The organism is Burkholderia sp. MR1-5-21, from assembly GCF_053427715.1.
The window spans coordinates 283,712-296,925 of the sequence record NZ_JBSAXD010000002.1 but is presented as its reverse complement, the minus strand read 5'-3'; the positions used below and the strand labels follow the sequence as shown (position 1 = coordinate 296,925).

Below are 13,214 nucleotides of genomic sequence, written 5' to 3'. Positions count from 1 at the left end.
GTATTGGGGCAACAGGTTGGGCGGCAGGACGTTACGGTTTGGGAAAGCCGAGCGACGCGGCGAGCGTCGCAAGCCGGTCGATACCGGGAATGCCGCTCGTGACGGCGCCCGTGCAGGCGCCGCCGAACGGCCCGAGCGGCACGTCGAACAGCGGTCCGCTCGTGTCGAGCGGCGACGTGAAGTCCAGCGCGTACGCGAGGTTGTTCGTATCGCTTGCCGCGCTGCGTACGCCGAGCGGATCGAGCCCGAAACGCCACATCAGGAATTGGTGGATCGAGCTCGGATCGAATGCCCAGCTACTGATCGCGGCGCGTTTCGCGCGCGGCCCGATCAATACGAGCGGCACGCGAAAGCCGAGCAGGCCGTCGTTGCCGAGTTCGGACTCGGCGTACGAAATCGGCCGCTTGAACGGTGGCACGTGATCGAAGAAGCCGCCCCATTCGTCGTAGGTCACGATCAGCAGCGTGCGACTCCATGCCGGGCTCGTCCGAACTGCCGTGTAGATCGTGTTGAGGAAGGCCTGGCCATTGCGGATGTCGGACACCGGGTGGTCGTCGCCCGACAGGCCCTGCGATTCGCCGGCGAAGCGCGGATCGATCATCGAGAACGCCGGCAGTGCGCCCGCGGCCGCTTCCGCGAGGAACGCGGCGAACGGCTGCGAATTGCCGAGGTTGCGCGTGCCATAGAGTGCGGTGAACGGCACGTCGCTGTAGTAGTACGTCGACGGAATGCCCTTCGCATTGAAGCGGTCGAAGATCGTCGGCAACTGGCATATCGTCGAATCGTTGACGAGGCGGTCCGTTTCGCCGGACATCAGGTAGAGGCGGTTCGGGTAGGTCTCCGCGAGAATCCCGCAGTGATAGCTGTCGCAAATCGTCCAGTTCTGCGCGCAACCGGCGAAGAACGGCAGGTCGGCCGCCGTGTAATAGCCGATCGGGAACAGGTCGCCCTGCGTTTTGTTGGTGTCCGGCGTCATCAGCCAGCCGTCCATCTTGCCGCCATCGAGCTGGATGCGCCCGCCGTCGTAGCTGTGATCCGGATCGGCCTTGCTGCATGCCTGGTAGCCGTATCCTGGTGTCGTCGCGAGCGCAAACGTGCTCTGCGTCTGGCCGAATGCATCCTTGAACTGCAGTCCGGCCTGACGTCCGTTCGCGCCCGGCACCCAGCCGAGGTAATGGTCGAACGAACGGTTTTCCATCACGACGAGCACGACGTGATCGATGCCGCTCGCGGACGGCAGCGGCAAGGACGGTCGCGCGGCGCTTTGCGCGGCCAGGGTGCTGGCGGCGCCTGCGGCGCCTGTGCTGTCGGACGTTCCGCCGCATGCGCCGAGCGTGGCGGTGGCGGTGAGCGCGACGCCGCCTTGCAGCAGGCGTCGACGATGTGGGCTGAATGGTCGATTGAAGCGGGACACGAGTATTCTCCGGGCGGCCGATGAGTCGTTGAAAGCGGGCTGGGCGCGCGATCGGGCCGGAGTATCGGCAGCGTTCATGACGACTCGATGTAGGGGAAATCGTCGGCGGAATAGGCCGTCGTTCACTCGTCTCTGCGGGCGCCGGCGGGCACTGTAAGGCTGCGCGGAGAGGTGGCGCGGAGACGCGGCGGGTGCGTAAGCGACGGCGCGTCCGGTTGAAATTTCTTTGGGGTGCAGATGAAAGCGAAATGTCGCGTTAGAGTAGTTGGCCGAACTCATTTCGGGCGACGGTGCTTGACATCAGCGGGAGGGGGCTGGACGCGTGTGGTGGCCGGATCGGCAGGGCGGCAGGCGACGGGGATTTCCCGTTGTCGATGATGCGAGTCATGTCGACAGCAGTCGTGCTGCTTGCGGCTTGTTGGAAGCTCGACGGCTTGCGTCCGCATTCGCATCGTGATCGCGCGCGCAGCCATTCGCGTCATCGCATGCCGCGCGAAGTCCCGCTATTTTTTCGCGCTTTGCTTCCTGGGCTTGAAATGAAAAAAGGCCGGCATAAGCCGACCTTTTTTAAAAACAGATGGTGCCCAGGAGAGGACTCGAACCTCCACGGTGTTGCCACCGCTAGGACCTGAACCTAGTGCGTCTACCAATTCCGCCACCTGGGCACGTTTCGCCGCGTGTGTGCTGCGAAGGAGGCGAATTATAGCGCCCCAATTATTCGTGTCAACACTTTTTTGCATTGCATCGATGCGCGCCGGCCAGGCGGCGAACGCGGCGCTTCCGCGTCAATGGCGACACGGCCGGGTGTTAGAATGGCCGCCAACAATATGGACGTGTCTATATCGGCATGCTTGTATTGATGCCGCGCACCATCAGCCAACGCAACGAGAACAACCATCGACAAGCCCTTGAGCAAATATCCGTACCCCATTCCGAGCCGTGAAGAGATTCTCGGCGTGCTGCGTACGAGCGACGCGCCCCTCGCCGCGAACGACATCGCCGAGGCGCTGTCGATCAAGCGTCAGGAGCGTGAGGGGTTCTTCCGGCGTGTCGCCGCGATGGAGCGTGACGGCCAGATCCGACTCGACAAACGCGGCCACTACCAGCTGACCCATCCGTCCAATTTCGTCGCCGGGCGCGTGCAAGGCCATCGCGACGGCTACGGGTTCGTGATCCGCGACGACGGCCAGGACGACCTGTTCTTGCCGAACGGCGAAATGCAGAAGGTGATGCACAACGACCGCGTGCTCGCGCGGATCGTCGGCTACGATCGCCGCGGCCGGCCGGAAGGGCACGTCGTCGAAGTCACCGACCGCGCGAACAAGCGCGTGATCGGCCGGCTGCTGAACGAGAACGGCGCGCTGATCGTCGCGCCCGAAGACAAGCGCATCGGCCACGACATCCTGATCACGCAGAACGCGAAGAAGGCGAAGGTCGGCCAGGTCGTCGTCGTCGAGCTGACCGATTTCCCGAGCCGTCATTCGCAGCCGCTTGGCCGCGTGGTCGAGGTGCTCGGCGACATCGACGATCCGGGCATGGAGATCGAGATCGCGGTGCGCAAGTACGGCGTGCCGCACGAATTCAGCCAGCCGGCGCTCGACGACGCAGCCGCGCTGCCCGACAAGGTGCGGCCGGCCGACCTGCGGTTCCGCGTCGACCTGCGCGACGTGCCGCTCGTCACGATCGACGGCGAGGACGCGCGCGACTTCGACGATGCGGTCTATTGCGAGCCGACCAAGGTCGGCCGCGGCGACGGCTTCCGGCTGATCGTCGCGATCGCCGACGTATCGCATTACGTGCAGCCGGGCAGCGGGCTCGACGCCGATGCGCTCGAGCGCAGCACGTCGGTCTATTTCCCGCGCCGCGTGATCCCGATGCTGCCCGAGAAGCTGTCGAACGGGCTGTGCTCGCTGAACCCGCAGGTCGACCGCTGCGTGCTCGCGTGCGACATCGTGATCACCGCGCGCGGCGAGGTCAAGGCGTACCAGTTCTACCCGGCCGTAATCCATTCGGCCGCGCGTCTGACCTACACGGAAGTCGCGGCGGTGCTCGCGAACACGAAGGGGCCGGAGGCCGCGCGTCGTGCCGAGCTGCTGCCGCACCTGCAGAACCTGTACGGCGTCTACAAGGCGCTGTTCGCCGCGCGGCAGAAGCGCGGCGCGATCGACTTCGACACGACCGAGACGTACATCGTCTGCAACGCGCAGGGCAAGATCGAGCAGATCCTGCCGCGCCAGCGCAACGACGCGCACCGGCTGATCGAGGAATGCATGCTGGCCGCGAACGTCTGCGCCGCCGACTTCCTGAAGCGCAACAAGCACCCGGGCCTGTACCGCGTGCACGCAGGCCCGACCGCGGAGAAGCTCGAGAACCTGCGCACGTTCCTGCGCGGGATGGGCCTGACGCTCGGCGGCGGCGACACGCCGCACGCGAGCGACTACGCGGCGCTGATGGCGCACATCCGTGATCGGCCCGACGCGCAGATGCTGCAGCCGATGCTGCTGCGCTCGATGCAGCAGGCCGTCTACAGCCCGGACAACATCGGCCACTTCGGTCTCGCGTACGAGGCGTACGCGCACTTCACGAGCCCGATCCGCCGCTATCCCGACCTGCTCACGCACCGCGCGATCTACGCGATCCTGTCCGGCAAGAAGTACGCGCCGAAGGCCCCGGACGGCTTCGAGCTGAACACCGCGCTGTCGCCGCGCGCCCGTGCGCTGCAGCAGGCCGACGACGAAGCGCGCAGCCGCTCGCGGACGAACACGGCGATCTGGGAAGAGCTCGGCCTGCACTGCTCGGCGAACGAGCGGCGCGCGGACGAAGCATCGCGCGACGTCGAGGCGTGGCTCAAGTGCTATTTCATGCGCGACAAGCTCGGCGAGGAATACGGCGGGATGGTGAACGGCGTCACGTCGTTCGGCATCTTCGTGCAGCTCGACACGCTGTTCATCGAAGGCCTCGTGCACGTGACGGAGCTCGGCTCGGACTACTTCCAGTACGACGAGATCAAGAACGAGCTGCGCGGCGAACGCACGGGCATCCGCTACCGGCTGTCGGATCGCGTGCGCGTGCAGGTCAGCCGCGTCGATCTCGATGCGCGCAAGATCGATTTCCGGCTCGTGCGCGATACGCCGGTGAAGGCGCCGCGTCCGGCGGTCGCGCCGGCTGCTCCGGGCGTCGAGCGCGGCGGTCCGCGCGTGCGTGCGCTGCCACCGGCAGACGAGCCGGCCGTGCACCGCAAGAAGGCCGCGAGCGCGCCGAGCGCCGAAGTGAAGGAAGCGCGCGCGGCGCGCACTGCAGCCAAGAAGAAGGGCCCGTTGGCGAAGCCGGCCGCGAAGAAGGCGCGCGCCCGCAAGAAGTATTGAGCATCGGGGCGGCGTCAACGCGCCGCGCCCGCCGTATCGACAGACGCCGCGTTGCCGGTCATTGACCGGCAACGCGGCGCTTTCCGTTTCCATGGTTGGCGGCCGCACGTCCTGTGCGCCCGCCCGTTTGATCGAAGGTTGTTCCAGTCATGTCACGTCTGAAGGTTCTTTACGGTTTTCATGCGGTGACCGCACGCTTGCGGCACGATGCATCGACGGTTGCGGAGGTGCTGTACGACCAGACGCGCCGCGACCGCCGCATGCAGGATTTCCTGCACGCCGCGAAGGAAGCGGGCGTGCGGCTGATCGCGGCCGACGAGACGCGTCTCTGGGGGCTCGCGCACACCGAGCGTCACCAGGGCGTCGTCGCGCGCGTCGAGGACATTCCGCTTGCGCAGAACCTGTCCGAACTGCTCGACGGCATCCAGGGCCCGGCGCTGCTGCTCGTGCTCGATGGCGTCACCGATCCGCACAACCTGGGCGCATGCCTGCGCGTCGCTGACGCCGCCGGCGCGCACGCGATCATCGCGCCGCGCGACCGCGCGGTCGGCCTGAACGCGACGGCAGCGAAGGTCGCGAGCGGCGCCGCCGACACGGTGCCGTACATCACGGTGACGAACCTCGCCCGTGCGTTGCGCGAGCTGAAGGAAGCGGGCGTGTGGATCATCGGCACGTCGGACGATGCGTCGGCCACCGTGTACGAAACGAAGCTCGACGGTCCGGTCGCGCTCGTGATGGGGGCGGAGGGCGAGGGCATGCGCCGGCTCACGCGCGATACGTGCGACGAGGTGATGAGCATTCCGATGGCCGGCAGCGTCGAAAGCCTGAACGTGTCGGTCGCGAGCGGCGTGTGCCTGTACGAAGCGGTGCGGCAGCGGCGCGTGAACGCGTGACGGACTGACGGCTTCGCGTCGACCGCCGGTCGACGCTGCCGGTAGGCGGGCCTGAAGAGGGCGGCATCGGCAACGATGCCGCCCTTTGTCATGGTTGTCCGGACCGGGCGCCGCGCGTCCCGAGCGTGTGCCGGCGCGATTACGCGGCCTGACCGTGCTCGTCGCGCAACTCCCGCCGCAGGATCTTGCCGATGTTCGATTTCGGCAGGCTGTCGCGGAACTCGATGTATTTCGGCTTCTTGTAGCCCGTGAATTCCTGCTTGCAGTACGCCATCAACGCGTCGGTGGTGAGCGCGGGGTCGCGGCGCACGACGTACAGCTTCACGGCTTCGCCCGAATTCGGGTCCGGCACGCCGACACACGCGCATTCGACGACGCCCGGATGGGCCGCGATGACGCTCTCGATCTCGTTCGGATACACGTTGAAGCCCGACACGAGGATCATGTCCTTCTTGCGATCGACGATGCGCACGTAGCCGCGTTCATCCATGACGCCGACGTCGCCCGTCTTGAAGAAGCCGTCCTGCGTCATGATCTTTGCCGTTTCGTCCGGACGGTTCCAGTAGCCGGCCATCACCTGCGGGCCGCAGACCGCGATCTCGCCTGATTGTCCCTGCGGCACCGGCTCGTCGTTCTCGCCGAGAATCGCGATTTCCGTCGACGGCACGGGCAGGCCGATCGTGCCCGTGAACGCGGCGAGGGTCGCGGGGTTCAGCGTCACCGTCGGCGACGTCTCCGACAGCCCGTAGCCTTCGAGAATCGGGCAGCCGGTCGTCTTCGCCCACCGTGCGCTGACGGCTTCCTGCACGGCCATGCCGCCGCCGAGCGTGATCCGCAGCCCGGAGAAATCGAGTTCCGCGAATCCCGGATGGTTGAGCAGCGCGTTGAACAGCGTATTCACGCCCGGAAAGAAGTTCACGCGATAGTGCGACAGCTCTTTCACGAACCCCGCCACGTCGCGCGGGTTCGGAATCAGCAGGTTCATCGCGCCCCAGCGCGCGCCCATCAGCATGCACGCGTTGAGCGCGAGGATGTGATAGAGCGGCAGCGCGCAGACCGTCACGAGCGCATCGAGTTTCGGATCCTGGCGCAGCGCCGGCTGGCTCCACGCGTCGTTCTGCAGGATGTTCGCGATCACGTTGCGATGCGTGAGCGTCGCGCCTTTCGACACGCCCGTCGTGCCGCCCGTGTACTGGAGGAATGCGATGTCGTCGTGATCGAGCGCGGCGGGGCGGAAGGGCTGCCGCGCGCCGTCGTGGAGCGCCTTGCGGAACGGCGTCGCGCCCGGCAGCCGGTACGGCGGCACGAGCTTCTTCACGCGGCGTGCGACGAAATTGACGACCGAGCCCCTGACCGGGCCGAGCAGGTCGCCGAGCGACGCGACGACGACGTGCTTGACCGAGGTCCGTTCGATCACCTGCTGCAGCGTCGTCGCGAAGTTCTCGAGCACGACGATCGCTTCGGCGCCCGAATCGTGGAGCTGGTGCTCGAGCTCGCGCGGCGTATAGAGCGGATTCACGTTGACGACCGTATAGCCCGCGCGCAGCGCCGCGGCGACCGTGACCGGATACTGGAGTACGTTCGGCATCATCACCGCAATGCGTGCGCCTTTCGCGAGGCCCCGTTGCTGGAACCACGAACCGAGGCCGCGCGAATGCGCGTCGAGCGCCGCGTAGGTCATCATGCGGCCCATGCACGCGTACGCGTTGCGTGCCGCGAACATCGCGAACGATTCGTCGAGCAGGTGCGCGAGCGAGCGGTAGCGGTCGGGATCGATGGTCGCGGGAACGCCCTCGGGATAGGACTTCAGCCAGATTTTTTCCATTATGGTTCTCTCAGTGTCGCGGCTCTCACGCGCATCGGTTCATGGGTCTTCACGTCGCCGCCCGGCCCGGCAACGGAAGCCGATTGTCGCGGGATGACCTGCATGACACAGGCGATTTTAGCGGCCCGGCGCCGGTGCGGCCGCGCCGGACGGCGGGGCGCATCGACGCAGCGCGGGCCGCGGAAGGCCACGTGCGCAACGGACTGGCTAGAATGACGGGGCGGCACGGCCGCACCACCTGTCCGGATATCGATCGATGAGACTTTTCCATCGCGGCGCGCTATGCGCCGGCCTGTGCCTGCTGGCCGCGTGCACGTCCCCGTCGCTCGTCGGGCGCGGCACCTACTATGCGGATACGAGCCATCACGCGCAGGGCGCCGATTCGCGGATCCGCTTCCTCGTGATGCACTACACGGAAAGCGGCGAAGCGCAATCGCTGCGCACGCTGACGGGGGACGCGGTCAGTGCGCATTATCTCGTGCCGGCGCAGCCGCGCATCGAATCGGGCAAGCCGGTCGTCTATCAGCTCGTTCCGGAGGCGCAGCGCGCGTGGCATGCGGGCGTCAGTGCGTGGCAGGGCGCGACGGAACTGAACGCGGCGTCGATCGGCATCGAGAACGTCAACGGCGGCCCGACCGACACGCCGCAAGGGCGCACCTGGCAGCCGTATCCGCCCGAGCAGGTCGACGCGCTGATCCGCCTGTCGAAGGACATCGTCGCGCGCTACCAGATCCCGCCGACCCGCGTGGTCGGGCACAGCGACATCGCGCCGCAACGCAAGATCGATCCGGGGCCGCTGTTCCCGTGGCAGGCGCTCGCGCAGGCCGGCGTCGGCGCGTGGCCGGACGACGCGACGGTCGCCGCGCGTCTGGCCGGACGCGATCCGCATGCGAGCGTCGACGTGCGCCAGCTGCAGCTCGAGCTCGCGCGCTACGGCTACGACGTGCCGACGGACGGCGTGCTCGACGCGCGCACGCGCCGCGTGTTCGCCGCATTCCAGATGCATTTCCGGCCGTCGGACCATGCGGGCAATCCGGACGCGGAATCCGACGCGATCGCGCAGGCGCTGCTCGACAAGTACTTTCCCGGGCAGGCGCCGGCGGACGACGGGGCGGCCGGCGGCGCGCCTTGAGCATGTCGACGCCGCGGCGCACGCCGGAAACGTGCTGACGGTCGCACGACTCCGGTAAACTGGCGGTTTTCCGCAATCGCAGAGCATCACCCTCCCATGACTCAAGACGAACTCAAACGCCTCGTCGGCCAGGCCGCGGCCGATTACGTGATCCAGAACGTGCCGGAAGGCGCGGTGATCGGCGTCGGCACCGGCTCGACCGCCAACTGCTTCATCGACGCGCTCGCCGCGGTCAAGTCGCGCTACCGCGGCGCGGTGTCCAGCTCGATCGCGACGACCGAGCGCCTGAAGTCGCACGGGATTCCGGTGTTCGACCTGAACGACGTCGAGTCGCTGCAGGTGTACGTCGACGGCGCGGACGAGATCGATGCGGGCGGCGCGATGATCAAGGGCGGCGGCGGCGCGCTGACGCGCGAGAAGATCGTCGCGTCGGTCGCCGACACGTTCGTCTGCATCGCGGATGCGAGCAAGCGCGTGCCGGTGCTCGGCGCCTTCCCGCTGCCGATCGAAGTGGTGCCGATGGCGCGCACCGCGATCGGCCGGCGCGTGACGGCGGCGGGCGGCGTGCCGGTGCTGCGCGTGACGAAGGACGGCGCGCCGTACATCACCGACAACGGCAACGAGATCATCGACGTGAAGGGGCTGCAGATCGCCGATCCGCGCGGCTTCGAGGCCCAGGTGAACGCATGGCCGGGCGTCGTGACGGTCGGCCTGTTCGCGCAGCGCGGCGCGAACCTGTGCTTGCTCGGCACGGACAGCGGCGTCGAGACTATCGTTTATCCTGCCCGCTGAAAGAATTGAAAAGCAGTGCGTAACGCACGGCAAGATTTGAATGTTGCAGAAACACGGCCCGGCAAGCGCAAAGCGCTTCCCGGGCTTTTTTTGAAGCCGTATAAATCTCCCCCAACCGAAAAGAGGGATAACCCTGTCAGGTGTTTACCAGATAGCGGAACGGGCCCGAAACTCATCAACTTATAGATCATAAGAACAGTCGTAACCAGGGCCGGCGGAACTGCGGAGCAGGTGTTCGCAAATAGACGCACGGGGAGGTGTCATGGAGCAGGGCAAAGACCGGTCACTGGTCGCCAAAGTGATGGATGGGCTTGTCGCAGGCATCGTCGAGGACAAGTACGGCGGCATCCTGCCGCCGCAGGATGTGTTGTCGAAGGAATTCGACGTGAGCCGCACGGTGATGCGCGAAGCGTTGTCGATGTTGCTTGCGCGCGACATGCTCGACGTCCGTCCGAAAGTCGGTACGCGCGTTCGGCCCATGCGCGACTGGCGCATGATCGACGAGGATGTCGTGAGCTGGCGGTTCCGGGCGAAACCCGATCCGCAGTTCATGCGCGACGTGATCGAATTCAGGATGCTGATCGAGCCGCGGGCGACCGCGCAGGCGGCCGTGCGCGCGAGCGCGGCCGACGTGGCCGGCATCCGCGAGGCGTTCGAGGCGTTCAAGGCGCTGCAGCCGGGCGATGCCGGCTACGATGCGGCCGACGAGTTGCTGCATACGCGGATCGTGCATGCGAGCGGCAACCAGTTCTTCCAGCAGATGGCGGCGATCGTGCGCGGCGCGGTACGGCTCGTGAACCCGCGCGTCGTGAAGAAGGAAGGCGCGCATGAGGTCGCGGTCAAAGCGCATGCGCGCGTCGTCGAGGCGATCGAACGCCGCGATCCGCGCGAAGCCGAGGCCGCGTCGCTCGCGCTGATCGACTACAGCGCCGACGAGATCTCCCGGGATTTCTCCGTCGACGTGCCCGTGCGCGCCTGATCTCGCGCACGTTCCGCTTGTCCCTGCTCGTCCGGTTGCCGGCTTGCCGTTTATCATGACGGCCGGCCGGCAAGGTGTCGGCCATCGTGATACGACCGACACGGATGATCCGGATGAACGACCTCGACACACGGACGGTGCGCTTCGGCATCGTCGGCGCGGGCAGCATTGCGCGCCGCTTCGCGCAATGTCTCGCGCATGTACCCGGCGCCGCGCTCGCGGGCGTCTGGGCGCGCCGCGCGGACGCCGCGGCAGCGTTCTGCGCCGACCACGGCGGCACGCCTTTCGCCAGTGTCGACGCGCTGCTTGAAAGCGACGTCGACGCGATCTACATCGCGACGCTCCATGACAGCCACGCACATTTTGCACGGGCGGCGCTTGCGGCCGCCAAGGCCGTGCTGTGCGAAAAACCCGCGACGCTGAATGCCGCGCAGCTCGAGACCGTGCTGCGCGCGGCGCGCGAAGCCGGCCGGCTGTTCATGGAAGCGATGAAACCGCCGTTCTATCCGCTGTACCGGAGGCTGCGCGCGCACCTGCGCGACGATCCGATCGGCGAGATCCGGCTCGTGCGGGCCGGTTGCGCGTCGTCGGGCGTGCCGGGCGATCATCCGGTGTACCGCCTCGAACACGCGGGCGGCGCATTGCTCGATATCGGCATCTACGAGACGTTTCTCGCGGTCGACTGGCTCGGCGCGCCGCTCGACGTGCAGACGCTCGGCCGCGTCGGCGCGACGGGTGTCGACGTGTTCGCGAGCCTGAACAGCCGCCACGCGAGTGGCGGCATTGCGCAGCTCTTTTGCGGGCTCGACGTGATGGGGCGCGGCGACGCGCTGCTCGCCGCGACGGGCGGGCACGTGACGATTCACGAGAAATGGTGGAACCCCGCGCGCGCGACGATCTGCTATGCGGACGGACGCGTGGTCGAGCTCGACGAGCCGTTCGACGGCGGCGGCCTCAACTACGAGACCGCGCATTTCTGCGATCTGCTGCGGGCGGGTGCGCTGGAAAGCCCTGTGATGACGCACGACCACTCGCGGCAGATGATCGCGATGACGGATGCGGCGCGCACGGCGCTCGGCGTGCGCTATCCGGGGGAATGAAGCGGGCCGGCCGAGCCGCGGCTGCCGGCCGGGCTCGGCGACGTGGCGCCTGACGCGTCAGTGCCGCGCCGGCAGCGACAGCCGCCGTTCATACCAGCGCTGCACCCATTCGAGGATCTGGCAGAGCACCCAGTACACGGCGGCCGCGGCGAGATACAGCGGCAGCGGCTGGTAGGTCGACGCGATCAGTTCCTGCGCGCTGCGCAGCAGCTCGGTGACGGTAATCACCGACACGAGCGACGTGTCCTTGATCAGGCTGATCAGGCTGTTCGACAGGCTCGGCACCGCGATGCGCAGCGCCTGCGGGCCGATCACATAGCGCAGCGTCTGCCCCCACGACAGCCCGAGGCTGTATGACGCGAGCCATTGACCGCGGTGGATGCCGTTGATCGCGCCGCGCATGCTTTCGGACATGTAAGCCGCGACGTTCGCGGACAGCGCGATGACGCCCGCGGGCGTCGGGTCGAGCGAGATGCCGAGGCTCGGCAGGCCGTAGTAGATCACGAAGATCTGGACGAGCAGCGGCGTGCCGCGCATCACGCTGACATAGGCGCGCGCGAGCGCCGCGAGCGCGTTGACGGCGAAGCGTTCGAAGCCGGCGAGCCCGTCGTTCTGCCGGATGCCCATCATCGCCAGCACGACGGCGCCGAGGAGGCCGAACACCATCGACAGGACAGCGAACTTGACGGTCAGCACGGCGCCCTGGGCGAGCACCGGCATCGATTGGACGAGCAGGGAAGTGGTCGACATGAAATGCTGATCGGATGCGTGCGCGAAAGCGCAATCATAAACCGGACGAATAAAACAAAGGGCGGCATCGTGACGGATGCCGCCCTTTCCGGCCCGCGTCAGGCGGGCAATGTCTGCGTGCTTACTTGACCGGCTTCGTCACGTCGATGCCGAACCACTTGTCCGAGATCTTCGCGAAGGTGCCGTCGGCTTCGAGCTGCGTCATCGCATCGTCGATCGCCTTCTGGAACTTCGGATTGTTCTTCTTGAACGGAATGCCCGACGGGTTCGCCGAACCGACGTTCGCGCCCGGGCGCAGCGGCAACTGCGAGTTCTTCGTCAGGTACGCGAGCATCAGGCGGTCGTTCAGCGCCGCGTCGAGCCGGCCGGCTGCGAGGTCGCGCAGGTATTCGGGCGCGCCAGGATAGGTCTTCACATCGATGCCCGGCACCGACTTCGCCATGTCCATGTAGTTCGTGCCGAGCGCGACGCCGAGCTTCTTGCCCTTCAGGTCCTCGAGCGACTTGAATTCACGCGTGTCGTCCTTGCGCTGGATCAGCTGCGCGGACGAGTACGTGTACGCCGGCGAGAAGTCGAGCGTCTGCTTGCGCTGGTCGGTGATGCCGACCTGGTTGACGATCACGTCGAACTTGCCTGCCTGCAGGCCGGCGATGATACCGCTCCATTCGGTCGTGACGAATTCGGGCTTCACGCCGAGCTTCGCCGCGACGGCCTTCGCGATGTCGACGTCGAAGCCGACCAGCTCGCCCTGCGGGTTCTTCGAGTTGAACGGCGGGAACGTGCCCTCGAGGCCGACACGCAGCGTGCCGCGTTGCTTGACCTGGTCGAGGAGGTCGGCCGCGTGCGCGGTCGCCGCGGCGAGCGACGCGCCGATCAGGCCGACGATCAGCAGTTTCTTCAGCAGCGTAGTTTTCATTGTCTGTTTCCTTGCCCGGATCGGGCCAATGATTCCGAATCGAGGCCG

At 66.8% G+C, this 13,214-nt stretch carries 10 protein-coding genes and 1 tRNA gene; 6 read left to right on the top strand and 5 right to left on the bottom strand.

The genetic code is table 11. The annotated features are described in order from the left end of the window. Positions 1-31: 31 nt before the first annotated feature. Both ACV229_RS03910 and ACV229_RS03905 read right to left on the bottom strand, forming a co-directional pair. Complete coding sequence (locus tag ACV229_RS03910; protein WP_448081806.1) at positions 32-1,414, bottom strand: alkaline phosphatase family protein; 1,383 nt, start codon at positions 1,412-1,414, stop codon at positions 32-34. Between the two features lie 578 nt (positions 1,415-1,992). Further along, positions 1,993-2,079, bottom strand: a tRNA-Leu gene (locus ACV229_RS03905). 243 nt (positions 2,080-2,322) lie between these two features. On the opposite strand from ACV229_RS03905, the gene rnr reads away from it, so the two are divergent. Further along, positions 2,323-4,779: a ribonuclease R gene (gene rnr, locus ACV229_RS03900; protein WP_448081805.1), complete on the top strand. Its 2,457-nt coding sequence runs from the start codon at positions 2,323-2,325 to the stop codon at positions 4,777-4,779. A gap of 149 nt (positions 4,780-4,928) precedes the next feature. After that, the gene (rlmB, locus tag ACV229_RS03895; RefSeq protein ID WP_448081804.1) at positions 4,929-5,672 is read left to right on the top strand and encodes a 23S rRNA (guanosine(2251)-2'-O)-methyltransferase RlmB; all 744 of its coding nucleotides are present in this window, start codon (positions 4,929-4,931) and stop codon (positions 5,670-5,672) included. Positions 5,673-5,811: 139 nt separating this feature from the next. Here the strand turns inward: rlmB and ACV229_RS03890 are convergent, their stop codons facing one another. Then, positions 5,812-7,497, bottom strand: a complete 1,686-nt coding sequence (locus ACV229_RS03890) for a long-chain-fatty-acid--CoA ligase (protein ID WP_448081803.1) — start codon at positions 7,495-7,497, stop codon at positions 5,812-5,814. A 256-nt stretch (positions 7,498-7,753) separates the two neighbouring features. On the opposite strand from ACV229_RS03890, the gene ACV229_RS03885 reads away from it, so the two are divergent. The 4 genes from ACV229_RS03885 (at position 7,754) to ACV229_RS03870 (ending at position 11,500) form a co-directional block, all read left to right on the top strand. Next, positions 7,754-8,629: an N-acetylmuramoyl-L-alanine amidase gene (locus tag ACV229_RS03885; protein ID WP_448081802.1), complete on the top strand. Its 876-nt coding sequence runs from the start codon at positions 7,754-7,756 to the stop codon at positions 8,627-8,629. Positions 8,630-8,725: 96 nt separating this feature from the next. Further along, on the top strand, positions 8,726-9,421 hold the full coding sequence (gene rpiA / locus ACV229_RS03880) for a ribose-5-phosphate isomerase RpiA (RefSeq protein WP_448081801.1): 696 nt from the start codon (positions 8,726-8,728) through the stop codon (positions 9,419-9,421). 262 nt (positions 9,422-9,683) lie between these two features. Next, a complete protein-coding gene (locus ACV229_RS03875; protein ID WP_448081800.1) occupies positions 9,684-10,400 on the top strand; it encodes a FadR/GntR family transcriptional regulator in 717 nt (238 codons plus the stop codon). A gap of 113 nt (positions 10,401-10,513) precedes the next feature. Beyond that, on the top strand, positions 10,514-11,500 hold the full coding sequence (locus tag ACV229_RS03870; RefSeq protein ID WP_448081799.1) for a Gfo/Idh/MocA family protein: 987 nt from the start codon (positions 10,514-10,516) through the stop codon (positions 11,498-11,500). Between the two features lie 57 nt (positions 11,501-11,557). Here ACV229_RS03870 and ACV229_RS03865 read toward each other — a convergent pair whose 3' ends face one another. Both ACV229_RS03865 and ACV229_RS03860 read right to left on the bottom strand, forming a co-directional pair. After that, the gene (locus ACV229_RS03865) at positions 11,558-12,250 is read right to left on the bottom strand and encodes an amino acid ABC transporter permease (protein ID WP_448075611.1); all 693 of its coding nucleotides are present in this window, start codon (positions 12,248-12,250) and stop codon (positions 11,558-11,560) included. Positions 12,251-12,371: 121 nt separating this feature from the next. After that, positions 12,372-13,166 (bottom strand): cystine ABC transporter substrate-binding protein, encoded by a 795-nt coding sequence (locus ACV229_RS03860; RefSeq protein ID WP_448081798.1) that lies wholly within the window; start codon positions 13,164-13,166, stop codon positions 12,372-12,374. Positions 13,167-13,214 lie beyond the last annotated feature (48 nt).

What these genes read in the sequence shown, in the direction of transcription:
- rlmB (WP_448081804.1), top strand. Translation starts at nt 4,929, where the DNA reads ATGTCACGTCTGAAGGTTCTTTACGGTTTTCATGCGGTGACCGCACGC.
- ACV229_RS03890 (WP_448081803.1), bottom strand. Translation starts at nt 7,497, where the DNA reads ATGGAAAAAATCTGGCTGAAGTCCTATCCCGAGGGCGTTCCCGCGACC.
- ACV229_RS03885 (WP_448081802.1), top strand. Translation starts at nt 7,754, where the DNA reads ATGAGACTTTTCCATCGCGGCGCGCTATGCGCCGGCCTGTGCCTGCTG.
- rpiA (WP_448081801.1), top strand. Translation starts at nt 8,726, where the DNA reads ATGACTCAAGACGAACTCAAACGCCTCGTCGGCCAGGCCGCGGCCGAT.
- ACV229_RS03875 (WP_448081800.1), top strand. Translation starts at nt 9,684, where the DNA reads ATGGAGCAGGGCAAAGACCGGTCACTGGTCGCCAAAGTGATGGATGGG.
- ACV229_RS03870 (WP_448081799.1), top strand. Translation starts at nt 10,514, where the DNA reads ATGAACGACCTCGACACACGGACGGTGCGCTTCGGCATCGTCGGCGCG.
- ACV229_RS03865 (WP_448075611.1), bottom strand. Translation starts at nt 12,250, where the DNA reads ATGTCGACCACTTCCCTGCTCGTCCAATCGATGCCGGTGCTCGCCCAG.
- ACV229_RS03860 (WP_448081798.1), bottom strand. Translation starts at nt 13,166, where the DNA reads ATGAAAACTACGCTGCTGAAGAAACTGCTGATCGTCGGCCTGATCGGC.